27 protein-coding genes and 6 pseudogenes are annotated in these 24248 nt (G+C 58.5%); 13 read left to right on the forward strand and 20 right to left on the reverse strand.

Going from position 1 to position 24248, the window contains the following annotated elements; all coding sequences use genetic code 11:
- Positions 1-24: 24 nt before the first annotated feature.
- The 5 genes from ABK249_RS29070 to ABK249_RS29090 form a co-directional block, all read right to left on the reverse strand.
- Complete coding sequence (locus tag ABK249_RS29070; protein WP_227703542.1) at positions 25-1719, reverse strand: recombinase family protein; 1695 nt, start codon at positions 1717-1719, stop codon at positions 25-27.
- 261 nt (positions 1720-1980) lie between these two features.
- Entirely contained in the window at positions 1981-2235 is a 255-nt protein-coding gene (locus tag ABK249_RS29075) for a toxin-antitoxin system HicB family antitoxin (RefSeq protein ID WP_037155628.1), read from the reverse strand.
- Positions 2232-2651, reverse strand: coding sequence for a putative toxin-antitoxin system toxin component, PIN family (locus ABK249_RS29080; protein WP_037155631.1), 420 nt, complete (start codon positions 2649-2651; stop codon positions 2232-2234). Before ABK249_RS29080 ends, ABK249_RS29075 begins: the two co-directional genes overlap by 4 nt.
- Before the next feature lie 55 nt (positions 2652-2706).
- A complete protein-coding gene (locus tag ABK249_RS29085) occupies positions 2707-2949 on the reverse strand; it encodes a hypothetical protein (RefSeq protein WP_244446937.1) in 243 nt (80 codons plus the stop codon).
- Positions 2939-3154, reverse strand: coding sequence for a helix-turn-helix transcriptional regulator (locus tag ABK249_RS29090; RefSeq protein ID WP_227703543.1), 216 nt, complete (start codon positions 3152-3154; stop codon positions 2939-2941). Before ABK249_RS29090 ends, ABK249_RS29085 begins: the two co-directional genes overlap by 11 nt.
- Positions 3155-4336: 1182 nt before the next feature.
- Between ABK249_RS29090 and ABK249_RS33965 the strand changes: the two are divergent.
- The 3 genes and pseudogenes from ABK249_RS33965 to ABK249_RS29105 form a co-directional block, all read left to right on the forward strand.
- Positions 4337-4791 (forward strand): annotated as a pseudogene (locus ABK249_RS33965) (lipid II-degrading bacteriocin).
- Between the two features lie 4 nt (positions 4792-4795).
- Positions 4796-5134 (forward strand): hypothetical protein, encoded by a 339-nt coding sequence (locus ABK249_RS29100; RefSeq protein ID WP_227703544.1) that lies wholly within the window; start codon positions 4796-4798, stop codon positions 5132-5134.
- A gap of 35 nt (positions 5135-5169) precedes the next feature.
- Positions 5170-5394: pseudogene (locus ABK249_RS29105) on the forward strand (type I secretion system permease/ATPase); the annotation flags it as partial.
- Here the strand turns inward: ABK249_RS29105 and ABK249_RS29110 are convergent.
- Positions 5380-5688 (reverse strand): annotated as a pseudogene (locus tag ABK249_RS29110) (MobA/MobL family protein); the annotation flags it as partial. The pseudogenes ABK249_RS29105 and ABK249_RS29110 sit on opposite strands and share 15 nt — an antisense overlap.
- A gap of 181 nt (positions 5689-5869) precedes the next feature.
- Here ABK249_RS29110 and ABK249_RS29115 point away from each other — a divergent pair.
- From ABK249_RS29115 to ABK249_RS33970, 3 genes and pseudogenes are all read left to right on the forward strand, one after another.
- A complete protein-coding gene (locus ABK249_RS29115; protein ID WP_227703545.1) occupies positions 5870-6196 on the forward strand; it encodes a conjugal transfer protein TraD in 327 nt (108 codons plus the stop codon).
- Position 6197: 1 nt separating this feature from the next.
- A complete protein-coding gene (locus ABK249_RS29120) occupies positions 6198-6422 on the forward strand; it encodes a conjugal transfer protein TraD (protein ID WP_227703546.1) in 225 nt (74 codons plus the stop codon).
- Between the two features lie 58 nt (positions 6423-6480).
- Positions 6481-6765, forward strand: a pseudogene (locus tag ABK249_RS33970) (DUF3363 domain-containing protein); the annotation flags it as partial.
- A gap of 72 nt (positions 6766-6837) precedes the next feature.
- Here ABK249_RS33970 and ABK249_RS29125 read toward each other — a convergent pair.
- From ABK249_RS29125 to ABK249_RS29135, 3 genes are all read right to left on the reverse strand, one after another.
- A complete protein-coding gene (locus ABK249_RS29125; protein WP_227703547.1) occupies positions 6838-7467 on the reverse strand; it encodes a DUF4410 domain-containing protein in 630 nt (209 codons plus the stop codon).
- 89 nt (positions 7468-7556) lie between these two features.
- Positions 7557-7886 carry a hypothetical protein gene (locus tag ABK249_RS29130; RefSeq protein WP_227703548.1) on the reverse strand — a complete coding sequence of 110 codons (330 nt, stop codon included), beginning with the start codon at positions 7884-7886 and terminating at the stop codon, positions 7557-7559.
- 22 nt (positions 7887-7908) lie between these two features.
- Positions 7909-8523 (reverse strand): SH3 domain-containing protein, encoded by a 615-nt coding sequence (locus ABK249_RS29135; protein WP_227705172.1) that lies wholly within the window; start codon positions 8521-8523, stop codon positions 7909-7911.
- On the opposite strand from ABK249_RS29135, the gene ABK249_RS29140 reads away from it, so the two are divergent.
- Entirely contained in the window at positions 8504-8647 is a 144-nt protein-coding gene (locus ABK249_RS29140) for a hypothetical protein (protein ID WP_280107530.1), read from the forward strand. The two genes, ABK249_RS29135 and ABK249_RS29140, sit on opposite strands and share 20 nt — an antisense overlap.
- Positions 8648-8711: 64 nt before the next feature.
- Here the strand turns inward: ABK249_RS29140 and ABK249_RS29145 are convergent, their stop codons facing one another.
- Genes ABK249_RS29145 through ABK249_RS29155 form a run of 3 tightly spaced genes read right to left on the reverse strand, consistent with a single transcriptional unit; the run spans position 8712 to position 12012 of the window.
- A complete protein-coding gene (locus tag ABK249_RS29145) occupies positions 8712-9434 on the reverse strand; it encodes an ABC transporter ATP-binding protein (protein ID WP_227703549.1) in 723 nt (240 codons plus the stop codon).
- Positions 9431-10591 carry an ABC transporter permease gene (locus ABK249_RS29150; RefSeq protein ID WP_227703550.1) on the reverse strand — a complete coding sequence of 387 codons (1161 nt, stop codon included), beginning with the start codon at positions 10589-10591 and terminating at the stop codon, positions 9431-9433. Before ABK249_RS29150 ends, ABK249_RS29145 begins: the two co-directional genes overlap by 4 nt.
- Positions 10588-12012, reverse strand: coding sequence for an efflux RND transporter periplasmic adaptor subunit (locus ABK249_RS29155; protein ID WP_227703551.1), 1425 nt, complete (start codon positions 12010-12012; stop codon positions 10588-10590). Before ABK249_RS29155 ends, ABK249_RS29150 begins: the two co-directional genes overlap by 4 nt.
- Before the next feature lie 501 nt (positions 12013-12513).
- On the opposite strand from ABK249_RS29155, the gene ABK249_RS29160 reads away from it, so the two are divergent.
- The 5 genes and pseudogenes from ABK249_RS29160 to istA form a co-directional block, all read left to right on the forward strand.
- A complete protein-coding gene (locus ABK249_RS29160) occupies positions 12514-13230 on the forward strand; it encodes a response regulator (protein WP_227703552.1) in 717 nt (238 codons plus the stop codon).
- Between the two features lie 2 nt (positions 13231-13232).
- The gene (locus ABK249_RS29165) at positions 13233-14573 is read left to right on the forward strand and encodes a sensor histidine kinase (protein WP_227703553.1); all 1341 of its coding nucleotides are present in this window, start codon (positions 13233-13235) and stop codon (positions 14571-14573) included.
- Positions 14574-14689: 116 nt separating this feature from the next.
- Positions 14690-15229 carry a hypothetical protein gene (locus ABK249_RS29170; RefSeq protein WP_227703554.1) on the forward strand — a complete coding sequence of 180 codons (540 nt, stop codon included), beginning with the start codon at positions 14690-14692 and terminating at the stop codon, positions 15227-15229.
- A gap of 169 nt (positions 15230-15398) precedes the next feature.
- Positions 15399-15641 (forward strand): cysteine rich repeat-containing protein, encoded by a 243-nt coding sequence (locus tag ABK249_RS29175; RefSeq protein WP_037155660.1) that lies wholly within the window; start codon positions 15399-15401, stop codon positions 15639-15641.
- 610 nt (positions 15642-16251) lie between these two features.
- A pseudogene (gene istA / locus ABK249_RS29180) lies at positions 16252-17568 on the forward strand (IS21 family transposase); the annotation flags it as partial.
- 48 nt (positions 17569-17616) lie between these two features.
- Here the strand turns inward: istA and ABK249_RS29185 are convergent.
- From ABK249_RS29185 to ABK249_RS29205, 5 genes are all read right to left on the reverse strand, one after another.
- Positions 17617-17970, reverse strand: a complete 354-nt coding sequence (locus ABK249_RS29185) for a type II toxin-antitoxin system PemK/MazF family toxin (RefSeq protein WP_037149607.1) — start codon at positions 17968-17970, stop codon at positions 17617-17619.
- Entirely contained in the window at positions 17967-18191 is a 225-nt protein-coding gene (locus tag ABK249_RS29190; RefSeq protein WP_037149604.1) for an antitoxin MazE family protein, read from the reverse strand. The genes ABK249_RS29185 and ABK249_RS29190 overlap by 4 nt, the downstream gene beginning before the upstream one ends.
- A gap of 320 nt (positions 18192-18511) precedes the next feature.
- On the reverse strand, positions 18512-18727 hold the full coding sequence (locus tag ABK249_RS29195; protein WP_037149602.1) for a helix-turn-helix transcriptional regulator: 216 nt from the start codon (positions 18725-18727) through the stop codon (positions 18512-18514).
- A 520-nt stretch (positions 18728-19247) separates the two neighbouring features.
- Positions 19248-20501 (reverse strand): type II toxin-antitoxin system HipA family toxin, encoded by a 1254-nt coding sequence (locus ABK249_RS29200; RefSeq protein ID WP_037149788.1) that lies wholly within the window; start codon positions 20499-20501, stop codon positions 19248-19250.
- On the reverse strand, positions 20494-20805 hold the full coding sequence (locus ABK249_RS29205) for a helix-turn-helix domain-containing protein (RefSeq protein ID WP_037149783.1): 312 nt from the start codon (positions 20803-20805) through the stop codon (positions 20494-20496). The genes ABK249_RS29200 and ABK249_RS29205 overlap by 8 nt, the downstream gene beginning before the upstream one ends.
- Positions 20806-21059: 254 nt before the next feature.
- On the opposite strand from ABK249_RS29205, the pseudogene ABK249_RS29210 reads away from it, so the two are divergent.
- A pseudogene (locus ABK249_RS29210) lies at positions 21060-21786 on the forward strand (hypothetical protein); the annotation flags it as partial.
- A 44-nt stretch (positions 21787-21830) separates the two neighbouring features.
- Here ABK249_RS29210 and ABK249_RS29215 read toward each other — a convergent pair.
- The 3 genes from ABK249_RS29215 to vapB all read right to left on the reverse strand — a co-directional run bounded on the left by ABK249_RS29215 (position 21831) and on the right by vapB (position 24205).
- On the reverse strand, positions 21831-23342 hold the full coding sequence (locus ABK249_RS29215; RefSeq protein ID WP_227703556.1) for a hypothetical protein: 1512 nt from the start codon (positions 23340-23342) through the stop codon (positions 21831-21833).
- Positions 23343-23573: 231 nt separating this feature from the next.
- Entirely contained in the window at positions 23574-23975 is a 402-nt protein-coding gene (vapC, locus tag ABK249_RS29220) for a type II toxin-antitoxin system tRNA(fMet)-specific endonuclease VapC (protein ID WP_227703557.1), read from the reverse strand.
- Positions 23975-24205, reverse strand: coding sequence for a type II toxin-antitoxin system VapB family antitoxin (gene vapB, locus ABK249_RS29225; protein WP_037149595.1), 231 nt, complete (start codon positions 24203-24205; stop codon positions 23975-23977). Before vapB ends, vapC begins: the two co-directional genes overlap by 1 nt.
- Positions 24206-24248: the final 43 nt, after the last annotated feature.

Here is a 24248-nt window from a genome sequence, read left to right on the forward strand (position 1 = left end):
GGATCGAGCGCCAAGCTGTTGGAACTATTGCACAACAACAACTCCCGCAGCAATGGCTACGGGAGTGTCGGTATCAGTGGTTGCGGGGCTGGCTTCAACTGCTGGCATAAATCCTGCTGGCCTGCTGGTTTCTTCGGCCTTGGCGAAGTCGAGAATGCCGAACAACTCGCCGCATAGGGTGGCATGAACCTCGCCACGCTTGGCTCCGGGGGTAAGGACAATTTCCCCGATGAGGCTACGCAGCGCCTCCGCCGCCTGCCTGCCGCCGTCCGGGTCGCTGAGGACTTCGGACAGGCGCTCGACGCGGCGGCGATAGAGGTCGGCGAGGTTCGGGTGAATGTCGGGCATGTCCGCGGGCGCTTGCGCAAGGCGGGCGACGATTTCCGCCTTCTGCCGTTCAAGGTCATCCATGCGCGCTTTCATGCTCGGCTGGTACATACCGTCCTCGATAGCCGCGATAATGCCCGCAATCGCCTTCTCGATCTTCGCAAGCACCTTCTGGTCCGTGGCGGCCTGTGCACGCCGGTCACGGTTCAGCCGGTTCATTTCCTCCGCATAGGCGCGGACGGCTTCTGCAACCGCTTCCGACGACACCAGCCGCTCTTTCAGGCCGGTCAGCACGCGGGCCTCGATCTTGTCACGGGTGATCGACCTGCCATTGTCGCAGGTGCCGCGCCGGTGATGGTTGAGGCAGGCATAACGGTTCGGTGTGATGATGCCGACCTTGCCGCCGCAGCGCCCGCAGGTGAGAAGACCGGAAAGCAGATGAACGGGTCTGTTCGCCAGATGCACACGCTTCATGCGCCCCTCTAGCGTGTTGGCGGGATTGGGGCCGAAGATTTCCGATATCTGTTTCTGCCGTGCGCGAGCGGCGTTCCACAGTTCATCGTCCACGATGCGTAGGTGCGGAACCTCCGTCCTGATCCACTGGCTTTCCGGATTGATGCGCGACACGCGCTTGCCGGTGGACGGGTCTTTCACGAAGCGCAAGCGGTTCCAGACAAGGACGCCGGCATATAGCTCGTTGTTGACGATGCCGGTGCCACGCGAGACATGGCCGCGGATGCTGGTATCGCCCCATGCGCGGCCAAGCGGGCCGGGAACGCCTTCCCGGTTCAGATCGACGGCAATCGCCTTGGGGCTTTTGCCCGATGCAAATTCCCGGAAGATGCGGCGGATGATGGTGGCTTCTTCGGGAATGATCTCGCGATCACCCCGGAGAGGTTCGCCGTTGGCATCGAATTTCTTCACGACACGATAGCCGTAGCAAAGCCCACCGCCTGCCTTGCCCTTCTCCACCCTGCCCCGAAGACCGCGATGGGTCTTCATGGCAAGGTCTTTCAGGAACAAGGCATTCATCGTGCCTTTCAGGCCGACATGCAGTTCGGAGATTTCTCCCTCGGCCAAGGTGACGATGGTGACGCCTGCGAACTTCAGATGCTTGTAGAGAGTCGCCACATCCGCCTGATCGCGGCTGATGCGGTCCAGAGCCTCGGCCAGCAATATCTTAAACTCGCCGCGCTGCGCGTCCCGCACAAGCCGCTGGATGCCGGAACGGAGGATTGTGCTGGAACCGGATATCGCCGCGTCCTCATAGGAACCGACGATCTCCCACCGTTCCCGGCCCGCATGTTCCCGGCAAAGCCGGAACTGGTCCTCAATCGACGCCTCGCTCTGGCTGTCGGACGAATAGCGGGCATAAAGGGCTGCGCGGGTCATGTTCAAGCTTCTCCTTCATTCAGCAATGGGCTGCGGCTGCCGACATTTGCGCCGGAGCGTCATGGCTGGCGCTGCCTGCCAGCGCACGCCCCGCCTTTCCTGCTTCAGAAGCCCACGCCGGGAGGAAACTGCCCGGTCAAGGCTGGTGCGCAGCACCACCGCGGAACGCGGCGTGGCCTTGAGGGGGCGGTTTCGTTCCGGCCCAATCGCTGCAAGCCAAAAAAGGTTTTCATCGCACCCGTTCAGGTCCGATGCATTGCATCAAATGGTGTCTTCCTTCAGCGGCGGCACATCCGGTGCTTTGTCCAGCAAGCCTGTCAGCGCACCGCGCTTCGTCGTACCTGCACGCGCTTTCAGGAATTCGCTGGCCGTCTCCACAGCCCCGATCTTCTGCGCAACGGCAGAGATGATCCACTGATTGAGCGATACGCCGTCCTCCTGCGCCAGACGTGCCGCCGTTTCCTTGAGCGACTGCGGCAGTTGCAGCGGATATTTGTAGCGTTGGGTCTGCGTCATGTGTTCAATCTCCTGACGATCTCTCCCGGTGTAATCACAGTCACGCCCAGCCCGAGCGCCGGACGGAAATCCCTGACGTTATGCGTCACGATGGCCTCGGCCTGTCCGTTCAACGCGGCTTCCAGCACCATTTCGTCCGCGACATCGGAGAGCATCGGCCGCGTCCGAAACGAAATATCGACGCCTTCGGCAATGGCGGCAAGCGCGCTCATCACCGAAGCGACGTCCTCAAGACTATGGCCGGTTGCCTGCCGGGTTTCCTCCCGGCTCAGCACCGCCTCATATTCCAGAAACAGCGCCGTCGAGCAAAGCGGCGTCACCAAGCCCTTGTCTGCGAAACGCAGAAGCAGGTTGCTCGCGCCGTTGCGGCTGCGGAACGCGGACACGATTACATTGGTGTCAAGAACCAGCCTCATGGGAGATAATTTATAGACATCCCATAAGATGTCAAATCTTGATTGGCACTTGCCGTCATCCCTCGTCATCCTCGGCGCTTTCCGGGCGGTCAGCGTTTGCGGCCCGGTTATCGTTGGCGGCAGTACGGGCTGCAAAATCCTCCCGTGCCATCTGCCTGCCGACCAGTCGGGCGATAGACAGCACAACCGCATCCAGCCGCTCGGAAGCATCGGCTTTGCCTCCGCTCTCCTGTCCATCGGGCGGGCGGTTGTCATTCGCCGGACCTTCTCCGTTATTGAGCTTTCCGTCATCGACCATCGCTGCGCTCTCCCTCCGGCCGCCATGCGACGGGGTATGCGACCCAGCGATTGATGTCGGATTCCCGCCATCCCGCACCGTTGACGCGGATCCTGATCTGCGCGGGAAACGTGCCCTCGGCGATCTTGCGGTAGATCGTGGAGCGGGAAAGGCCTGTGCGGGAAAGCACGGTGTTCAGGCGGATGATACGGTCTGGCATGAGCATGGCGGCGCTGCCTCCTGCTGGTTCTTCGTGGCCGCCCCTAATCCAGACAGAACAAGAATTTATTGTTTTGCAAGAGGTATTTAGCCGTCGTCGTACTGTGGCGCGCAAAGGGCGGTAAAAAGGAAAAACCTGGGGTTCGATATTCCAGCCCCGCACCCAAGATCGATACCGTGATGGAAGGCAGATTCAAGGCCGAGTCTACGGCCTGCTTCGGATGCGATGCAAAGCTCGCGGTTGCGGTTGGCAAGGATGGATTCCGGCTATGGATCGCGGGCAAGCTTGCGGCGGATCTCACCAAATTTGGAGGAGAATCAGGACTGAGGTCACTCGCGCGGGCCGTCTATAACGCAAAAGTGAAGGTAGCGCCGCTTTGCCTCCGCAAGACGACCCTCTCGGGGAGAGTGACCGTAAGCCTTTGAATTGCAGCGCTTCGACCAGCCATTAGATAAAAAGAAATTACAGACGACGGGATTCAACCCAGCCTTGCGCTTCTGAAATTATGAGATTACCACTCATCTTAATGGGGATGATGTGTTCGAAAATATCGCGAAACTTAAATTTCCCATTGTTAGGCCCACGGATCGAGCATCACGGCGTTTTTTTATTTATACCCGTATTTCATTGCGTATAATTGAATTAATCTCGATTAACATTAATATTTTTCAAAAATACTTAGGTGTTTTGCGAAAAAAACAGAACTTCAACGGAATTATAAGCGTATTTCTTGGACTTACATGAATAAGCAACCCTTGTGAGGACACAATGTAAACAGTTCTTGAGCCGATAATTATTCGAAATCCAGACATAACTAACAGTTATTATACCCAATTTCCTTCATTTTCCTTGCAGGATTATGGCGATGACTGGGCTCATACGCAATATATGATTGATCTCGCGATCGAGTCCTACAAAATATACTGGATGAATAGAGCAGTTGAGCTTTTTCAGTCCATTGAAGGTTATGTTATGTTTGGCATCCTGCTGGATCAATTGGCTGTTGATGATCTCTCTGCGTTTAAGGAAACCATGTATGGTTACGCTTACTATGAGCACATATTGGAGGCTGGAGAGACAATTGCAGATCTGCCCCAGGCAATGGCAGATAATGACATGCCCCTTGAGACCATGCCGACAACCTATGATTCATATGACAATACCTTCGATGGCAACTATGCGACACCGATGGCCGCGCTGTCTCATTATCTCTTTGGTGATGGCGAGGAGATGAATGTATCGATACATGGTGTCGGCCTCAGCCTTACTCCGAACGATGTTGTTGTCGAAGGTTATCGTCCTCTGGAAATGCTGGCTGCGGACACCAGTTTTATCGGCACCAAGAGCGTTACAGTTGAGCAATTCGGCTACGACACGGCCGACTCGTCCTTCATCTCCGGCGCGTATCTCGGAAACATTTCGTTGAAACTCGAAGGCGACTCACACGCTATGCTGACGGCAGTTGGGACTTTGAGGGCAATGTAACTGCCTATAACGATATCTACGACTTCAACCCGAGCACACATCGAGACTGGTGGGAGGAAACATTTACTAATGTGATGGAGATGCTTCCCGGCTCCGCTTATTATATCGACATTCAAGGTTCCATCCCCGTCGAGTGGCACAGCGATATCGGGGCGTGAAGCAATGAGGGCAATTGTCGTCGTAATGTTATTCGCAGCTCCGGCACAAGGAGCACTTTCGGCTGAACTTGCGGCTGCCGAACCTCAATGCAGCAGTCTATCGCAAGGGGAGTTAGAACAGCGGATAAAGAGCTATACGGCGAGGCCCTCGCTGTCACGTATTCTGGCAGCGGATAGTCTGGAAATCTTACTACAGCGCGCAAGTTACAGCGATGCCGCCGCGCTTTGGTCAGTACCGTTTTATCTGGTGAATGACGGAAAGCGGGTGAAGCGTTTCTTCGCCTTGCTTGATTGTGATGGCGGGGTAGAACTGTCGCGTGATCAATGGTTCAAGCCAAAATAAGACCGAAAGCGGCATAGAAAACCGGTAACTTCCGCATGTGGAGAGGCTGTCCTCTTTTGAAGTCCTTTCCTCTGACTTCCACGATTTTGGGAATTTCATTGATCAGCGGCGTTGTCAACGCGCTCGCGCTGACCTCGCCGCTGTTCATGCTGCCGGTCTACGACAGGGTCCTGGCAAGCGGCAGCGTCCCGACGCTGGCGGGCCTCGCCGTGCTTGCTGTGGGGCTTTATGCGTTCCAGTCCGTGCTCGATGCCCTGCGCCTGTGACAGTTCACGCGGAATGGCGAACTCCACCTCGCGGGCAAGCTGGGCATCCTTGCGAACCTCGAAGGCTTCGACATCGTTCCAGAGCCGTTCGCGGTCGCCCCATTGTTCCGGCGCGTGTTCCGGCAGCATGACCTCGGAATGGACGACGCCGCGTTTGGCGGAAAAGTCCTGAACGCGGTCAATGCGATCGTCGCGCAGCCGTGACGCCGAGCGGTAGGCGGCGGACGCCACCGCGCTGGAGCCTGCCTTGCGGCCAATGACCTTGACGTGAAGATGATAGATCGCCATAGCGATCTGAACATCAGCACGGAAAAGCGCACATCGGCACGACGTATAAGCGCGCCCTCCCTCGAAAAAATCTCGGGCGGGACCGGCGCGTGCCATACCGTCCCACCAACATAGAAGCGTTTCGCAAGAGGCTCAACTATCATGCCTGCATCGACAACAAACGGAACCGATGGAGACGGACATGCGCAAGCCGAGAGATTTCGACGCGGAACTGAGGGCGCTGGAAGACAAGGCCAAGGAACTGAAACAGCGCAAGGTGCAACAACTTGGCGAACTGCTGATCGCCACCGGGGCTGATAGCCTCACGCCCGACGAACTGGCCGGCGCGTTGGTCGCCATCGCAGAGACGAAGGACGCAACCAAGCGGGAGGCGTGGGCCAGACGCGGGGCGGCGTGGTTTCGGAACAAATCGCGGCGATCTGCTGCGGCAAATGATCATGACGCTGGTAGCTATCCGACGCAATCGGGCAGCGCGCAATCGCCATCAGGTGCAACGGGCGCGGAATGACATGGGGACATGGCAAGTCGAGCGACGAAAGAGAACGCGGCACCTGATCGAGCTTAGCGGCCTCGTCGTCAAGGCGGGCATCGTGGACCTGACGAACGATGACCGCTCCATTATCTTCGGCGCGATGATTTGGATGGCCGAAAAGCTCCAAAGCGAACAGGGCGAACAGGGCGAACAGGCGCGTAATCTGTGGACCGAGAGAGGAAAACAGGCGTTCAAGGATTGAGCGCGCAGTCTGGGCATGGCTTGGCGCTTGCACTGGGAAGGAGAACTGTTTTGGGTAGCAGGTGCGGGAGGCGATGGACCAGCACCACGAGCATCATATCGAACAGAGACGCGCTATCCGTAAGTAGAACGATCGAAAGCAAGTTCAGCCGTATCGCGCCGCGGATTAGCAGGGCGGTAAGTTCACCGGAACAATGCAACTATCGAGCGGCAAATACGTCCTGGTCGAGAAATCGGCGAGTTCACCTTAGTTCCCGACGGCCGGTCATAGACCGCGAGATCGCGTGGGCGCTGTGCAGAGGGGCTCGAAATCGTGGCAGTTGAGACGGTGGCCTGGACTGGAGATTCAGGTATTGCCAGCATCAAGCACCGCTTTATATCACGTCTGCGACCAGTTCCTTTGGAAGCATTGCTGGTTATCGCAATTGTTGAGCAACTGTTTTAGCGATGGCCTTTGCCGTCGATTGCAGATCCCGATCGGGGGTCTTTGTGAGACCGGTTGCCAGATTGACGCCGGCCGATGCGAGAACATAACCACCCGTCGCAGCTCCAATACCGAGCGGCATGACAATGCCTGGCTTATAGCCACTCCCCGCATTCGTCCTGAAACCTGCAATGACCTTCTGCTCAGCCAACGTAGAGGCCAGGAGCTTGGCGTCGACTTCAAGCTGTGATTTCCCATACCCAAAGCCGATGATAAGGCGCTTCGTCGCATTGCCCCTCTCCGCTCTTGTTATCGAGAGCGCGAGCAAAGCCGTTCTTTCCCGTCCAAAACCCCTTTGTCCCTCCATCGACGACACGCTGACGGTCGGAATGCTGCGCTTTTTCAATTCAGCGACAACAAGGTCCTGAAGTTGAGCTGCGGCGTTCGCTGCATCGCTATACGACAAGTCATTCGTTGCGACTGAAGACCTTGCCTCCACAACTATCAATTCAGTTTTCCCTTTTTCGGCTCCCGTGGCACTTGTCATGGTGACGCGGGCGCCGCAGCCGACCAAGACGGTGACAGCGATTGCCAGGATCATAGAAGACGAAAATCGGAGCATGAGAGAACCCTGATTGCGCTGTTGTGAAATATGACGAAGAACTGCCCCGCAACAGAACAGGCAAAACCTCACACGGACATCCGGTTAGGTCAGAATTGCGTAGAGCGCAGGCCGTTGACGGAAGGCCCCGACCTGTGTTCAGGAGCAAGTCTCATGCTGCCATCGTCCAATCGATAGCTGCTCGAGCAGTGCATCTTTCCGCTCATCTCGTCCTTGAGGCAGATCTCGTAGCCATCCTTGTCTACGAAGAAGGCGGCACAGGTATTACCCTTCATTTCATCAGGGAGAAGGCAGACTTCGACAAGAGGAAGCGGGACAGCATCGGGTTCCTCGCCGAAGGCGGCCTCCACTGTAAATAAGAGGGAAAACAGGACGGGCGAGCCCCACAGGATGCCCTGAACAGCGGAAATTCTGGTCATGTCCGGCGCCGTAGTCCTATTGTTATCGTTGAAACTGACGCGTGCCTGTTGCTGTCCCGCCGCGAGGACCTGTTCTGGTCACGCTACAGGACTGTGTGTTGGCGCTGCAGTTTCGGACCCGTGATGCACTGTTTCCATAGGGACCAACTGTCTCCCTCGTAGCTGAGCATTCTCCGCCGCTGCATGTGCGCGTATGGTTTGTGGAGCCTCCATAAACACCTGTCGCTGAACGGGTCGCCGTGCAACTTCCGTCGGCACAATTGACCGACCGATCATAGGAGGTGACGCGCGGCGGGGGCGCGACAGGATAGGCGGGATAGGGACGATAATAGGACGTCCAACGGCCGTACCATGGATACGCTGGGTAATAGGCATCCCAGTAGGCCTTGCTGAAGGCCACGACTGTAACGCCGACAACTGGCGCTATGGCGGGCGTGAGCACGACCGGGCCTCCTTTATAGACGACCTGAATGTAATTGGCCGAAACCCAGCCGCGGTAGGTCCCGAAGGCAATGTCGCACCAAGTGTAGCCTGAAAGGCAGCCGTGCGTCGTGATGCGGGCTCCGACCGGAACCACGACGACAACGGGATAAGCAGTGGAAGGCCCTGCCCGCAAATTGACATTTCCCGTTGCCACTGCAACGGTGGCCGCAGTGGCGACCGACGAAGCACCGGCCAATATCGCCACTGCCAGCAAGAGCTTTCTCAACATCATGATCTCCATTCTTTTCTTTGCGATGTCGCGTGCGCGACAGGGATGAGGTATGATTGAATTCGAACTTGGCTGGCGTCTTTCCCAGCTGTTGAGTTTTGTAGAGATTTGTATCAGCCGGCAGTTGCCGTGCCGTCATTGGCTATGTACTCGGAGGCGATCTTGCCGTCCCTGAGTTCGATCGTGCGGTCGAAGAGATCCTGGACCCGAGGATCGTGTGTGACGACGGCAACACCGGCTTGTCTCGTGTCAGCGATCTGCCGGAACAGGGCAATCACCTGGCGCCCCCGGACGCTGTCGAGCGCAGCGGTGGGTTCATCGGCAAGGATCAGCGATGGATCGTTTGCAAGTGCTCGGGCAACCGCAACGCGCTGCTGCTCGCCACCGGAAAGCCGTGTCGGGAGATTGTCGATGCGGTGGGCAAGATCCACACTATCGAGCAGGTTTGAGGCATATTGGCGCGCCGGTCGCGACGGTACATCGTCAATCTCGAGCGCGAGTGCCACGTTTTCGACGGCGGTCAGAAAGGGAATGAGATTGGCCTTCTGGAAGACGAAGCCGATATTGTTGCGTCGGAAGTCCCTGAGGCTGTCCAGATCGGCGTCCGGATGCGAGACCAGCCGATCCCGGAAATAAACCTCGCCGGCCGTCGGAGGCTCCAGCAGCCCGGCGATCAACAGCAGTGTGCTCTTGCCCGAACCGCTCGGACCGAGAATGCCGACGACTTCGCCCGGACGAATGTCCAACGAAACATCGTCGAGTGCACGGACCACGGTTTCGCCGCTCGAATAGTAGCGGCACGCGTTCCGCACGCTCAGGATTGCTGGACTGCTCATGACAGCACCTCCTGCGCCCGGACCTTGAGGGCGCGGGAAATGCCGAGCAAGCTGGCAAAGCCGCAGATGATGGCCATAGCGAGCGCAAGCATTCCGAGATCAAGGGTGTCCATGACGACCCTGCGCGGAAAAAAAGGAAAAAGGAGCTTGGAAAGCGCAAACCCGAGCAAAAGGCCTCCGGCACCGATCAAATAGGATTGTTCGGCAATCATTCCGATAATGACCGAGTTGCGTGCACCGATCAGCTTCAGCATCGCGATCTGATGACGCTTTTCCATGGTCAGCATGTAGATGATAAGCGAGATGACGATTGCCATCACGATAAGCAGCACCGCTGTGAAGGCTAGGATCTGCACCCTCAGCCGCCAGAGGCGCTGGTTGAGCAGGAGGTTCTCCTGGTCGGCCTTGCTGAGAACATTCGCATCGCCCCAAACCATGATCGCGGCGCGTACCGCTTTCTCGTTCGCCGCTGGGTTAAGCGTCACCAGCGTTGCTGCGATCTTGCTGTCCTGCTGAACGGAACTGCCGCTTGCCGCCTCCACACTTTGCCCCCTTGCGTTTCGGGCAAGCAGCACTTCTTCGCTCGTCCTGCGCTGGGCGATTGCCATGGCATCATTCACCGTGACGAAAAGTAGGCCGTCGCCGCCCATGTCGACCATTCCCCGCGTCATACCGACGATCGTATAGTCATCCTGGCCGAGCCGTACGCGATCACCGAGACCGAGACCGATGCTGGGGTCGGCGATCGCCTCGAAATGGCCGTTCGCCAGATGTCGGCCGGCGGTCAGCGGTACCCATTCGCCACGGTCCTTCGGATAGTCGAGTCCAGTGATAGAGGCACGCAACTGCCGATCGCCAAAGGCGAATTGCTGGCTGACCTGCACGAACCGCCGCACGTTGGCAACGCCAGCAATGCCCTCCACGCGGCGGTCCATGTCGGACGATATCGCCGAGCTTTCCGAGAACGGACCGGAGCGTCCGCCTTGCACAACCCACAGGTCGGCGCCGATGCGATCAATGATCAGCAGCGCATCCTCGACGATGCCGCGGTAAAGGCCAATCATGCCAACTGAGGCGGTCACTAGGAAGGCGACGCCGGCCGCAGTCATCAGGAAGCGGCCGAGATTGTGTCGGATGTCCTTGAATCCGAGATTCATAATTGCCTCGCCACTTCCTTGACCCGCATGAAGGAATAGGCGCTCTCGGGATTGGTGATCAGGACGTCGCCCCCGTTGAGCCCGTCCACAATCTCGACGAATTTCCCTCCGATCGCACCGAGTTCGCAGAAACGCCATGCCGCCCTGCCGTTTTGGACCACCCAGACGCCAGGGCTGCCATCCTTTCTTCCGATGGCCGCGGAAGGGACGGCAATGACTCCACTCTTGCCGGCGATGCCGATGACGGCGATACCGCGCTGGCCTATCGCCCAGTTTGCCGGCAAGCCGTCAGGCGTGATATCAGCGGTGAACTCCCGTGTTTCTGTGTCAACCTGACGACTGATACGGCGCACCTTCCCGCTGATGGAAGTCTGCTGCTGTGAGACGAACCGGATCGTCGCGGTTTGACCTGCCGAGATCGAAGCAATCCCGCTTTCATCGAAACGGGCCGTGAGCACAATACTCAAGGGGTCGGCGATTTCCACGATCGCTGTGCCGGGTGAAACGATGTCCCCGATATTGAGGTTGCGGGCGATCACCACGCCGTCGATCGGCGCGCGGATCACCGACTTGTCCAGCAGCGCCCGGTTCATCTCGACAGTCGCGACGGCCGCCGCTTCCTGCGCCTCGGCCTGATGAACGGAGGAGTAGGCCTTGGCGACGTCGGCTTCCCCCTGCTGAACAGAGGTTTCAGCCGATTCAAGGGCAGATCGTGATGACGTGCCGGTGCGCGCCAGTTCCCGTTGCCGGACAAGCGTTGAACGGGCATTTGCGAGTGTAGCTTCAGCTCGCCGGCTGTCGGCATAAGCCGCTTCCACGGCCTTACGGGCAGCTTCTTGCGATGCGATGGAAGCGTTAAGCTGCGCCTTCAGATCCTGGGCGTTTACTTCGGCGATGATTTCGCCTTTGGCGACCACGTCGTTGCGATCGACGTAAAGCGCAGTGATGACGCCCTGCAGACTGGAGCTGACACCAGCTTTGTCGATCGCATCAAGCGTGCCGGGTCCTGTGATCTCCGCCTGGAAAAAGCCACGGCTCGCAGACATCAATTCTACTGGTTTGGCGACCATGTAGCGCGTTGCCAGCAGAACTGTAACCACCATCAAAATAACCGTGATCAGTACAGCTATCCTGTTTCCCGATCGCGAAGGTGTAGAAGGCGGCCGAGCAAGGGCACTTTGATGCTGCCTTCCGCCGGATCGCAGGCTGGCTGGCAAGACCGGATGTGTTTGCGACGGTTCGGCTTTTTCTTCCGGTTTCACTTCGCTCACCGGTCTGCCGCCAGTATTGGGTCCAGGCGACAGCTTTTCTGTTGCCGGAACGATCGGATTCGGGCGCAGGTCGAGATCTCCAGGCGAGGATGCGCCCGACAGAGCCTGGATAGGGCGGGAAGGTGCTCCATCGGGCGCTGCGGGCGTCATCGTGCGATGCTGCCCTGACGGGTTATCGTTCCTCCATATGGGCCTGTGGTCGTGCGTGAGCCGCTGCAGGAACCGGTTGCGGAATTGCAGCTCGCGGCTGCGGATCGGATCAAGGTTCCGCCATAAGGGCCTGTACGTGCAATGCTGCGAGAGCACGAACCTCCGCTGCATCCTCCCTGGGCATGCACGGAGGATATTCCCCGTGGGCCGGTAACAGTTGCATTGCGCTCGACAGCGCCGGCCTCACCGATGCCGGCGAGAGCGAGAACGCCGATAATAACGCCCGCTCGCAGTCTTCTGTTCATCTCTCTGTTCCTTGCTCCGGTTTCCTGTCGACGCTTCAAGTCTGCAGTATCGACTTACGCATCTTCGGTTCCGTTCTTTTCCGGCCGATGAACCGGTCTTTTCAAGATGTTGAGAGAGTTTTCCGGCATGTATCGTTTTGTATATTCCCCGATTTCGCAGTTGATTTTCCCGCCGTGAAATGTCCTGCTGCGAGCCATGGAGCAAAAGACAAAGACCATCCTCATCGTTGACGACGACTCCGAAATCCGCCGGCTGGTCGGCGATTTCCTTCGTCGCGAGGGCTTTGGCGTGGAAATGGCCCAGGATGGCCGGGAGATGGACAGGATTCTTGAGCGCAGCAGGCCCGATCTCGTCATCCTCGATCTGATGTTGCCTGGAGAGGATGGGCTTTCTATCTGTCGCCGGCTGCGGTCGGAGCAAAGCACGCCCATCCTCATGCTGACAGCGAAGGGCGATGAGACGGACCGTGTGGTCGGCCTTGAGATCGGCGCGGACGACTATGTCGTGAAACCCTTCGGGCCAAGGGAACTTTTCGCGCGTGTGAGGGCGCTGCTGCGCCGCACATCGGCGCAGCAGGTACAGCTCGTTTCGCGCCGTTACGCCTTCGACCGTTTCGTGGCCGATCTGGATGCCAGGCAACTTTATACTGAAGAGGGCGAACTGGTAGCACTAACGGGCGCGGAATTCGATCTGCTTTCGTGCTTCATCCTGCGCCCACGTCGCGTGTTATCAAGAGAACAGATCCTCGACTGGACACACGGCCGTAGCGCCGATCCCTTTGACCGAACGGTCGATATCCTGATTTCGCGCGTCCGAAAAAAGCTGGACCGACTGAGCTCCGGCTGCAACCTCATCAATACCATTCGCAATGGTGGCTACCTGCTGACCGTGCCGGTCAGGCAGGTAACATAGACATGCGCTTCGGCCTTACCGCCCGGGTCGTCGCCATCGGGGCAAGTGCTCTGCTGGCCTTATGGATTACTCTGATCGCCTCCTTCTACTGGTCCAATGATCTGTCTCGCACAACCACGCAGCTTGCACCTGAACAGCTGAAGGCAATCAGCGATCTTGTATCATCCATTGCGCCGAGTGAACGACGACTCGCCCTCCAGGCCCTTCAATCCTCTATGCTGGATGTGCGCTTGGTTTCGACCGGCGCGGTTCCAAAGGATGGCGAAAACCTGGCCGACAATGCCGACTTCTCACCCTATAGGCTGCTTCTCGGCGACAAGCTGCAGCATATCCAGCTGAAGGACGCGGAAAACGGTATCCGGCGCCCCCGGCATCTGGTCCGAACAGCCAGACCTCTCGAATTCTGGATCAGACTCAACGATAGTCAATTTCTTGTGGCACAAGCACGTACACCTTTCATCGTGACACTTTTTGGCTTGCCCGCAGGCATGGGAGCCGGGCTGGTCGGAACCCTGTTTGCCTGTATCGCCTTCTATCTGCTGCACCGGGAGATCAAGCCGCTCACCAGACTCGCCACCGCCCTGGATAGCATCGATCCATCAGGCGAACCTGTTTCGCTTCCCCACGTTCGCACTACGACGCCGGAGATAAGCGCACTGGTCAGGGCTTTCGACAGGCTGCAGACGAGGCTGCATACCATGACGCGATCCCGCATGGCCCTGATCGGCGGAATCCAGCATGATATTCGTAGCTTTGCTACGCGCCTGCGGCTGCGCCTTGAACAGCTTCCTGACGATAGAGAAAAAGAACGGGCCACGGCTGACATCGACGACATGATCGACCTCCTGGACAACGCATTACTGACCTCCCGGGCGGGTGTCGGAGCGCTAAACGAGGAACTGCTCGACCTTGCGGCACTGCTGAGCGCCGAAATGGCGGATTTCAGGAGTTCTGGCCTGCCCGTGACACTCGAAATGCCCCCTTCCCCGAGGGAGATCTGGATTCTCGCCGACCGGATCGCCCTCAGGCGCGTCATCGGCAATATCGTCGATAATGCCGTGAAATACGGGAACCGTGCGCATGTGACGCTGGCTGTGGAAAGTCGGTACGCCCGAATTTCTATCGCGGACGAAGGGCCTGGGTTTTCGAAGGAGGAAAGGGAGTTATTGCTGGAGCCGTTTGTCCGTGCCGAACCTTCCCGCGCCCGCAAAACAGGCGGCGCAGGGCTTGGCCTTGCCGTAGCTCGAACGCTTCTGGAAGCACAGGGCGGAACAATCTCAGTGGAAAACGGCACACGCGGTGGGCTGGTGAGCATCAAGCTCCCTTTGTACATCGCCGGCTGAGCCGGCCAGCATGCCTTGCCGAAGCAACAAATAGCTACATTTTCCTACAGGAGAGAAATTCGGGAGCAAACTGCAGCCCTCATGGTCATGCCATCGATAAACAAACGGAGGTCGCCATGAAGAAACCGGCGCTGTTCTCAATTCTCACCGGCACGTTGCTGTTCGCCGTGATTCCGCTTGCGGGATTGGCTCAGGGGCAGGACGCGAACGCCCCTCGTCCTGAGGAGCCCTATGATTATCGTCATTTCGGAGCTTCGGAAGGCGGCTTTCCGAGCTTCTATGCTCTGAGCGCTCGTCTTGATGACCTGCGCTATTACTACACCGGGAAGGTCATCCGTTTTCGGCTGGCGGGTATGCTTTCCGCCCAGGAAACTGCTATCGGCATCCGCGCTGATCAACAGGACGCTTGGCGAGCTTACGCCCAGGCCGTCCTCGCGCTGATCCCGGATCGCGAGGCCCTGATTTCCGTGATTGGTGGGCCTGATGAGCACCCCGAGGGACCGGAAGCGTTCGGCCGGGTCGAAGCCATCTCAGATGCCTTGGCAGTATATGCCGGCAAAGCCCAAGCTCTGAAGCAGGCAATCGCGGACCTTCGCTCGAAGCTGACGCCCGAGCAGCTTGAAGCGGCGCGCATGCCGCGGCTCATCCGAGGATGAAACGATCCTGCGAAGATTTGAGACCGGCTGGACTTTCTTCTCTTTCCGCACCTTGGTCATGACTTTCGGCACTTACCCCCGTGCCGGAACGGACGGGCCGTCGCACCATCGATCACACTGCAGGCCCGTCCGCCTTCTCTTTCATACAACCACATTCGGGAGTCTACGAATGAAAGCTTATTTGATCCTTGCCTTTGTGGCAGTCGCCGGTACGGTCAATGCTCAGGAGATGAGCCGCCAGCAAATGCGTGAGGTGCGCTCAGCCTGCGAGGCAGACGTGCGGCGGCTGTGCAGCGGAATTCAGCCGGGTGGCGGAAAATTGCTGCAATGCCTCCAGCAGAATGCGTCCAGCGTTTCGGCGACCTGCACCGCAAAGTTGATGGAGATTAAAGCCACCCGCCAGTCGAAATGATCCCAATAAACTTCAGCCTTTCGCGTCAAACTGGAAATCTCGGTAACAACGGTGGCAAATGCCGGCTGGCCTCATCGATGCGATGTGGCCAGTTCGCGTTCGCCAAAACTTGCGCTGCCTAAGACGGAGCGCAGAGGGCATAGTATAAATGGTGGACAAGACCGTCTTCCTGAACACCTCGTGCTGCACGCTCGCCATACTTTCTCTACTGTATGGCGTCGCTCAAGGTTCGGTCAGCAAGCACGCTGCAGATGAACTCTCGCAGCGCCACAACCTTACGCAATCCACGCTCGACGGTCCCCCCCGATCAACGACCAGATGAATGAGAGCCCTCCGAGTCCTGAGGACGGCCGACCATTGCTGCCTGATGGCGCCGATGCCCTCAAAGCGGGCTTTGGCGACTGGGCGGTGGAGTGCAAGGTTGCCGCGCAACGATCAACGTGGAATTCCAGCGTCAATCAAGATGGGACTTTGCGGGTGGTGGGCGTAACGGAGTGAGGGCGTAGCCCGATCGAAGTTATGCCCACGGCCCGCGGCGCCAAAATCAGGCCTGCCTTGCGCTTGTGATCGCGGTCAATCTGGCGATTTTCCAAAACCGGAGAATCACTTTGTGCCAGGTCGCCATGTAAACGATCATCAGATGAGGCTTTTCATGAAGTTACGTCAAAATCATTCCGTCACCGTTGCTGCCGCAAAGGCTTCGATCGGCCGCACGACAGCTTTCCGGATCGAGAAGGATCCACGTCTCCCATCTCAAAAGACAAAACCGCGGGAACGCCGGCGACCAGATCCACTGGCCCATATCTTTGATGCCGAGATCGTTCCCCTGCTTCAGGCTGCGCCCGGAATACGGGCGGTAGCGATATTCGAGGAGATGCTGCGCCGCCACCCGGAGCTTGGAGACGGCATTCGTCGGACCATGGAGCGGCGCATTCGCTCCTGGCGCGCTGTGCATGGCGCAGAGCAGGAGGTCATCTTCCGGCAGGTTCACGAGCCCGGCCGGTTGGGCCTTTCGGATTTCACCAACATGGATAGTCTGGAGGTCACGATCGCCGGGCAGCCCCTCGATCATCTCCTGTATCACTTCCGGCTTGCCTACTCCGGCTTCGAACATGGCCATGTCATCCTCGGCGGAGAGAGCTTCGTCGCTCTTGCGGAAGGGCTGCAGAATGCCCTGTGGTCCCTTGGCGGCGCGCCGCACGACCATCGTAGCGACAGCCTGTCGGCTGCATTCCGTAACCTGACCACCAATGAGCGGGAGGACCTGACGCATCGATATGAGGAACTTTGCGCCCATTACCACATGAAGCCGACGCGTAATAACAAAGGCGTCGCACACGAGAACGGTTCGATCGAGAGCGTGCACGGGCATATCAAGGCAGCGGTCCGCGACGCGCTGCTCATGCGCGGCAGCAACGACTTCGACGATCTTGCCGCCTACCGTGCCTTCATCGATGAGATTGTCAGCCGCCGCAACGCCCACAATCTCAAACGTATCGAAGCCGAAAGACCTCATCTTCAGGAATTGCCGCAGCGCAGGACGACAGACTCCGAGGAGGTGGTCGTCAGGGTCATGCGCACCGGTGGCTTCACGCTGCGCAAGGTCTTCTACAGCGTGCCTTCACGCCTGATCGGGCATCAGCTACGGGTGCGTCTCTTCGATGACCGGCTCGATGTGTTCGTCGGCGGCACCTATCTCATGACGCTCTCTCGAGGGCGGAGCCATCCTGACGGCCGCCACAGCCAGGTCGTCAACTACCGGCACGTCATTCATTCCCTACGGCAAAAGCCGATGGCATTGTTGCGGCTCGTCTATCGAGACCAGCTCTTCCCGAGGCTGGAGTATCGCCAGACCTTCGAGGCTCTGCTGGAACGATTGACCGACAAGCAGGCCTGCAAGACCATGGTCGAGATCCTGGCGCTGGCGGTAAATACTTGCGCGTTGCGGTTTTGACGTAGGTCGCAAACGGCAGACTCAAGCCTCTCCCCTTACCCTTGGCGACACGGCAAGCCCGAGAAAAACCAGCATCGCCTGATTGAGTCGCACTATATCTTCGTCGTCCAGCCGTCCGACTTTCTCGCCGATCTTCGATTTCGGGACGGTGGTGATCTTGTCCACCATCAGGCGGGAAGACAGCCGCAGGCCATTGCGCTCGTCCGGGGCAACGGGAAGCCGAAACAACGGCGCTTCCGTATCATCCGATGTGAAGGCGCAGACGGTGATCGAATCCGTCCCGTCGAAACTGTCGTCCTGCATGATCACGACCGGACGCGGTTTGCCCGCGTAATCCTTGCCGCCCGCGACCGTCCAGATATCCCCCCGCCTCATTCATCGCCCCAATCGGAGACGGCATCGATAAACGCCTGATCGTCCGCCGCCTGTGCGCTTGCCGCGACCGCAAGCGACTGGCGGTGAGCCTCGACCTTGAATGAGGGCGCACGCACGTCCGGCACCCAAATTTGGATCGGACGCAGACCTTGAGCACGCAGCCGGGCGCGATGTTCGCCCACCTTTACGCGCGTAGGCTTCGGCTTTGATGCGGAAACCATGTTCTTCTCCTTCAATCTTGGTTACATGTAACCTATGATATGGGGCCATGCCAATGATTTTCTGCCGAAAGCGCCGATAAATCCGCCACAGGCACCAACACCGCCGCCTGTTCCCTTCGTCGGACGTGGAGCGCCTGCGCTCCCACTCCCGCCTTATTCGGCTTCCCTGCGAATTGTCGGGGCGGAGGCGGGCGGTCAAGGATGGCGCAGCCACCGCGAAGCGGCTCGTCCTTGAGGGGCCGGTTTCGTTCCGGCATGCTTTCCCGAAGCAGACAAGGCTTTCCCTCGCTTCGGCAGGGCACGACCGTTATGGCTCACGTTCAGCGGCTTCTCTCGTTGTTATTGGCGGCACGCCACGCGACGGGGTTTTCAACCCATCGGTTGATATCGGATTCATGCCATCCCGCGCCGTTGACGCTGATCTTGAGTTGGGCCGGAAACGTCCCATCCGCGATTTTGCGATAGCTGGTGGTCTTGGACAGGCCGGTGCGGGAAAGAACGGTGTTCATGCGAATAATACGGTCTGGTGCGGGCATGGTCGCGCTGCCTCCTGCTGGCTGTTTCTGGTTGCCGCTGAACCAGACAGAACGAGGGCGGTCGTCCCGATACCGATGCAAAAATCGTCCGCGTTTGGTTCAAGTAGGCGTCGAATTCATCTCAAAGAACGGCGGCGGCCCCGGCGTGCACCTTGCAAAAGGACTACCATATTCATGAGTGGTGCGATCCTTATTGGCCTCCGCCTCACATCCCGATCTCCCGCCTGCGCGTCCTGCCAAAATTCCAGTCAATCCTGCCTTCGTCGAGTCGACAGGACGTTGCTGCGTCCACGCTTAAGAGCGTGCCCATTATTTGGACGTTCACAAGTACCCTTATCGAACCGGAAGGGCGCCCCGGATCTCGCTTCGGAATTGCACGTCATCCAGGAAGTCCCATCGCTCAGGACCGTTGACGATGTCCTGTGGGAACAGGTGAAGACGGCCAGGAGAATTGTCGTTCGGGTTGATGGGGATTGGCGGTGTTTCACTGACGGTCTGAACGTTTGGCACGATGACCACGTCAGCCGGCACGGGTACCGAGGATCGGTGTCATCAGCTTCACGTGCGCGTCGATCCGCTCAAGCACCTTTGCCGGAACGACCTCACGCTCTGGCAGCGACCACCAAAGTTGGTTTACGCGTTCAACAGTCTCGGTCACTGCTTTAAGCACGGCAGCTTCCGGCAGGCGTGCACGATTGGCGAAGACCTTCCACCGCTGCGCGTTCATCGTCCTGAACGAGCGCTCACCTGCAAGCGACAACGCCATGGCATCCGCCGGGATATAGGGCACAGTCGAGAGCACGTCATAAACGGGGGCAAATGCCGGCTTGTCATCCGCGCCGCGATAGATCAGCGACCAGTTTTTGAGATGCATGTCGCCATTGCCGGTGATGACGGCAAAAGCCAGCCGGCGGACGAATTCAAGAGCAGCCGCAGAAGAAACGGCAATCCCGATGGCAGCGGCGATATCGTGATAGGCCGCACCTTCATATTTGCGCGAAGGATAGATGCCAAATACCTGGGCGAAATCCTCGATATGGATCCGCGCGCCGCCGGCGCCGCGATCGAAACGTTTGACGAGCAGGACTTTTCCGTCCGACAGCGTCTTGAATTCCTCCGGAATATCCTCGAATTCCGATTGCTCGACGAGCTCACGTTCCGGCACGCCCATGCCGATCGCCTCGGCCAAGGCGAGATTGGCATATTCGTTTTCCGAGACGCCCGGAAACGATGTCGACGGAAACTTGGCGATGTAAGACCCTTGCTCATCCCCCAGTGGTATGGTCAGGCCGCCACCCTTGCCCGTGTTCTTGATGACAGATAGCTTCATCTGCACACCCGCGAGCGAAAATCGGGCTTTCGGTTTGGGAAGTGACAAATCGTCGATACGAGCAATCGCCCCTTCGCCCGGTACGACGCGGACTGCACCCGGCAGATCCGACCCGAGCGCGATCAGCAGATCGAAGTCGTTTCCAGCGCGAACACTGCCTGCGTGGTGCTTCTCCATCGCTTCACGCAGCTTTTCCTCGGGAAGAAGATTGGCAAAAAAGGCCGGTAGAGCCCTGGCCACAGGCTTCGGATCTTTGCGCAGACCTCCGGTTGCCGCTCGGAAAGACAGGCTGAGTACAGGAAAGCCGCCCGTCGCGCGGTAGCTATCCTCAAAGCTGAACGCAATGAAGTCGCCCGGCGTCCTGACGATCGTGCCCACCTTCAGATCGTTCAGCAGCACGTCAAGTGATGAGATAGATTTCGGATCAAGATACGTCTCAGGCATCAGCATCATCATCGGGGCTGGTGGCAAAGGCGGGCAAGTCATCCTCGTCATCATGCGGCTGAAATAGGGCATTGACAGCCGGAACCATCGCCTGCGGGATAAGCATCAGTTCGAGACCAAGCGCGCGAGCAATGTTGATCAGGGTCGTCGCGCGGGCCGCAGCACTTCCGGTTTCGATCTCTCGATACCGAGGACGCGATATGCCCGCCATGTCGGCAACCTGTTCTTGAGTGAGCCCCAAGCCTTTGCGCGCGGTCTTCAACAGCTGACCGATTTCCTGCAGAGACTCTGATTCAGGCCTCATTTTGATCCTTAAACATATCATTACCCTCAAGATGACACGTCTAAATATCTTTCTAGATCCGAGTCAGTCAAGGAAAATGACACGAAAGAGGATCATCATGGAGAAAATGATCCGTCTGCGGATCATCCCTCTGTGTGTTTAGGTGATGGCAGGAACGAGCGCTGCGGCTAAAATATCTTTCCTCCGATGCATGTTTTGTCAAAGGCCGCCTCCTATTCCCGCTTGCCCTTGGCACCGGCGCCGAGAGAAATGGAATGAGTATGCCTAAACAAGATCTTTCATCACGTCATTTTCAACGAAAAATCTCAGAATTCTGCGAGCTGCATATTGCGCCGATCGCATCGAAGCGGGTGCTGGAGAATGTCCGGCCTTACCTCATCCGCCTGATTATCTACCGGAAACCGCCACCGATCCTGAATGGCCGCATCGACTGGACAACGATCGGACAGGCCTGCGGGATCGAAGACGAGTTGACGGCAGAACTGAAGAGGCAGCTACGTCCCGGCCTAGACGCGATCATCCGATGGCTCGGCGCGCCACCGGCCTTTGAAGACGCTCGGCCAACAAGGCCGGCTGCCAGAACGAGCACGACAGCGCAGGTCAAGCCGCAAGCCACTGCCTCCTCCACCAGAAAGCCGCAGCGCCTTGCCGCAGACGGCGCCTTTGCTCAGTCTGCTTGCGTCGCGCGGACCGCAGCCGAAACCGATCAGTCCGTTTCTGGAGCCATTGTTCGACGCGACAGAGGATCCGGCGAATTTTCAAGATGCGCTCGTCTATCTTCGGCGACAGCTATTGGCAGCTTTACCGCGCAGCCATCCGCTTAAACGAAACCTTCGACAGTAAAACGCTGCTATCCTGGATTCAGGGTGAGGCGTACTGCGCTCAGTTGCGAGCTTCGGCGTCATGCGACGTATAGAGCGACGTTACCGGCTGCCGGAGGGCTATTTCAAAGCGAAGCTGCCGCACCAGGCGAGGTCGCTTTAGGGTCGCGATCTTGGCGACATCACTCCGGCAGAACATACCTTTCAATCAGCCACATATCGCAGTGCTTCGAGCAGCGGGCGCAATTTGTGCTTGCGGCGATGCGTTTCGATGAGCTTTTCGAGGTGCTCGTGCCACTCTGCGGATCGTCCGCTGGCCGCATGGGCGCGCGCGGCGATGGCGAGCCACCCGGCGGCGGTCTCGTAGTGGCCGGATCGCCCCTCGCTCATGATGGGATCGGCCATGCGGCAGGCGAGCGCAATCGTCCAGTCGGGATGGTCGGCGTAAGCCTGTTCGGCAAGGCGCTCCAGCGCATCGTCATAAGGATTGAAGCGCGCTTCATGCGGATCGACGCAGGCGACGGCCTCATCGATCAGATCCTCGTCAAGCAGGATTTCGATCCGCTCGAACGCATGCGGCGCCGCCACGAGCACCGCGAGCAGCTCCTCACGCAAGCCGGGCCAGTCCTTTGCGCTGGCCAGCCTCGATGCTGCGCGGAAATCTTCCCTCGCGAGGCTTTCCTCAAAGGCGGCCCGCGCCGCCATGAGCATGATGTCCCGCCTGCTCGCCTCCTGCGCCTTCTCGCGCAGCCAGCGGGCCAGCGATACCTTGCCCGCTCCACGGCGCCAATCGTCGCAGTTTTCATCGCGCGCCTGCAACGCCAGTCCCCAGGCGGCAAGATCGAGCGCCGCGTCCATCTGGCCCGCGGCGGCGACAGCCTGGACGACGCGCAACATGTCGTCGGGCGTGGCGAGGCGCTGATGGGCGGTCGCAATAGCCTCATCCACGCGGCCCAACTGCGCCAGCTTCACAGAATGCTCACAATGAAGTCCAGCGGCACGGGAAAGGTTCAGATACGCCTCGATCCGCCCCATTCCTGCGAGCGCCGCAAGCCTGGCCCGCGTCAGATCGCCTTCGAGCGAATCGCTTCTCCCCCCGGGCGGCCAGCCCTGCCCCCGCCCGGCGAGCGCGTCCTCGAGGCCCAGATCGTCCCAGCCCCTCATGCAAGCAGCGATGGTTGTAGAGAACGCGTCATCGGCGCCATACGCGGCGACCTCGTCCTGCCAGCCGCGCAGCTCGTCGGTAAGCTCGTCGCGCGTCTCTTGGGAAACTCCATCCATGAGCACGGCCTGGGCAATCATCTGGTCAAGTCTGGGAAAGAACTCATGCAGGGTTTCGTCCCAATGGGCGCTTTCAGGCCAATAGTCGGCCAGCGCCCCGGCCACCGGCTTCAAGATCGCCAACGCATCAGCACCCCGCCCCACGGCAAGAAAAGGCTCCGCCGCGCCAATCAGCTCTTCGAGCGTTGCTTCATCGATATCCGCATCCCAATCATCCCAGCGCCTCCGGCGGCGACCGGAACCCGCCGCGGACAAGAGGGCTTCAGCGCGACGGCGAAACGATTCCGGATCGAGCGGCGCGCTGGCCTTGTTCGGAAGAGTGGCCGCAAGCCTGGCATCGAGCCAGAAGGCGAATTCCTCGTCCGTTTCGGCGCGTTCGAGAAGGAACATCTCAAGCGCCTCGCGTGCAACAGCCTGCAAATGCTCAGCACGCATATGTTCTTCCGGTTTCATATATGCCTCACCACGGAGACGCACGCGCCCGCAAAGATGGCTTTGACCCAACGGACTGTATAGCGGGGGGAACGAGGCATGAAACGGCGAAATCTCCACAGGGCTGGCTGGAAGCATGGCTACGATCAATTGAACGTAGATTTCCGTCTGACTGATATACTGCAATCAATCAATTGAGGTTTACACATGGATATCGCGATCAATCGTTCGAGACTAAGCGGTACAGTCTGCGACCCGTAAACCGGGCACCCGATCAAATTCACGACGATTATTCGTGACCATAATCAGCCCTCGCGAGCGAGCGTGTCCCGCGATCAGCTGATCATAGGGTCCGATCGGAGTTCCACTGCGCGCCAGCTCGGCGCGTAATTGACCTGTATGGCTGGCTGCCATTGCGTCGTAGGGTAGCACCTCGAGGCGCGCGGCGAAGCCCTCTACAACGGGCAGATTTTTTTCCGGACTGGCTGACTTTTCCGCCCTGTAAATCAACTCCATCAAGCTAACCGAGCTGATGCACAACTGACCATGATGACGGTTGAACGCCTCGCGCACGTGCTGCGGCCGATTCTTGATCGTAAAAAGGCAGATGTTGGTGTCCAACATGTACTTCAGCATTAAAATGCCTCGCGCTCCTGCGAAGCGGGCTGATCACGCTCATTCATAAAGTCCGATGTCACCGTCGCTCCTTCAAACCAGCTGTCCCAGACCTCGCCAGCAGGTGCGATAATGCGAGTGCGTCCGACGGCGACAATATCGACGCGCTTCACATCAGCAGGCAAAGCGACGGCCTTCGGCAGACGCACAGCTTGGCTTCGATTGCTCTGGAATACTGCACCCTGCTCCATCTGCGTTCCTCCGGGATGTAACAACCACGACCTCACGTAGTGC

This window comes from Neorhizobium phenanthreniclasticum (genome assembly GCF_040066075.1).
GTDB lineage: Bacteria > Pseudomonadota > Alphaproteobacteria > Rhizobiales > Rhizobiaceae > Neorhizobium > Neorhizobium petrolearium.

Bases quoted from the DNA above. Each gene is read 5' to 3' on its own strand.
- ABK249_RS29070 (WP_227703542.1), bottom strand. From the start codon at position 1,719: ATGACCCGCGCAGCCCTTTATGCCCGCTATTCGTCCGACAGCCAGAGC.
- ABK249_RS29075 (WP_037155628.1), bottom strand. From the start codon at position 2,235: ATGACGCAGACCCAACGCTACAAATATCCGCTGCAACTGCCGCAGTCG.
- ABK249_RS29080 (WP_037155631.1), bottom strand. From the start codon at position 2,651: ATGAGGCTGGTTCTTGACACCAATGTAATCGTGTCCGCGTTCCGCAGC.
- ABK249_RS29085 (WP_244446937.1), bottom strand. From the start codon at position 2,949: ATGGTCGATGACGGAAAGCTCAATAACGGAGAAGGTCCGGCGAATGAC.
- ABK249_RS29090 (WP_227703543.1), bottom strand. From the start codon at position 3,154: ATGCTCATGCCAGACCGTATCATCCGCCTGAACACCGTGCTTTCCCGC.
- ABK249_RS29100 (WP_227703544.1), top strand. From the start codon at position 4,796: ATGAGGGCAATTGTCGTCGTAATGTTATTCGCAGCTCCGGCACAAGGA.
- ABK249_RS29115 (WP_227703545.1), top strand. From the start codon at position 5,870: ATGCGCAAGCCGAGAGATTTCGACGCGGAACTGAGGGCGCTGGAAGAC.
- ABK249_RS29120 (WP_227703546.1), top strand. From the start codon at position 6,198: ATGGGGACATGGCAAGTCGAGCGACGAAAGAGAACGCGGCACCTGATC.
- ABK249_RS29125 (WP_227703547.1), bottom strand. From the start codon at position 7,467: ATGCTCCGATTTTCGTCTTCTATGATCCTGGCAATCGCTGTCACCGTC.
- ABK249_RS29130 (WP_227703548.1), bottom strand. From the start codon at position 7,886: ATGACCAGAATTTCCGCTGTTCAGGGCATCCTGTGGGGCTCGCCCGTC.
- ABK249_RS29145 (WP_227703549.1), bottom strand. From the start codon at position 9,434: ATGAGCAGTCCAGCAATCCTGAGCGTGCGGAACGCGTGCCGCTACTAT.
- ABK249_RS29150 (WP_227703550.1), bottom strand. From the start codon at position 10,591: ATGAATCTCGGATTCAAGGACATCCGACACAATCTCGGCCGCTTCCTG.
- ABK249_RS29155 (WP_227703551.1), bottom strand. From the start codon at position 12,012: ATGACGCCCGCAGCGCCCGATGGAGCACCTTCCCGCCCTATCCAGGCT.
- ABK249_RS29160 (WP_227703552.1), top strand. From the start codon at position 12,514: ATGGAGCAAAAGACAAAGACCATCCTCATCGTTGACGACGACTCCGAA.
- ABK249_RS29165 (WP_227703553.1), top strand. From the start codon at position 13,233: ATGCGCTTCGGCCTTACCGCCCGGGTCGTCGCCATCGGGGCAAGTGCT.
- ABK249_RS29170 (WP_227703554.1), top strand. From the start codon at position 14,690: ATGAAGAAACCGGCGCTGTTCTCAATTCTCACCGGCACGTTGCTGTTC.
- ABK249_RS29175 (WP_037155660.1), top strand. From the start codon at position 15,399: ATGAAAGCTTATTTGATCCTTGCCTTTGTGGCAGTCGCCGGTACGGTC.
- ABK249_RS29185 (WP_037149607.1), bottom strand. From the start codon at position 17,970: ATGAGGCGGGGGGATATCTGGACGGTCGCGGGCGGCAAGGATTACGCG.
- ABK249_RS29190 (WP_037149604.1), bottom strand. From the start codon at position 18,191: ATGGTTTCCGCATCAAAGCCGAAGCCTACGCGCGTAAAGGTGGGCGAA.
- ABK249_RS29195 (WP_037149602.1), bottom strand. From the start codon at position 18,727: ATGCCCGCACCAGACCGTATTATTCGCATGAACACCGTTCTTTCCCGC.
- ABK249_RS29200 (WP_037149788.1), bottom strand. From the start codon at position 20,501: ATGCCTGAGACGTATCTTGATCCGAAATCTATCTCATCACTTGACGTG.
- ABK249_RS29205 (WP_037149783.1), bottom strand. From the start codon at position 20,805: ATGAGGCCTGAATCAGAGTCTCTGCAGGAAATCGGTCAGCTGTTGAAG.
- ABK249_RS29215 (WP_227703556.1), bottom strand. From the start codon at position 23,342: ATGCGTGCTGAGCATTTGCAGGCTGTTGCACGCGAGGCGCTTGAGATG.
- vapC (WP_227703557.1), bottom strand. From the start codon at position 23,975: ATGCTGAAGTACATGTTGGACACCAACATCTGCCTTTTTACGATCAAG.
- vapB (WP_037149595.1), bottom strand. From the start codon at position 24,205: ATGGAGCAGGGTGCAGTATTCCAGAGCAATCGAAGCCAAGCTGTGCGT.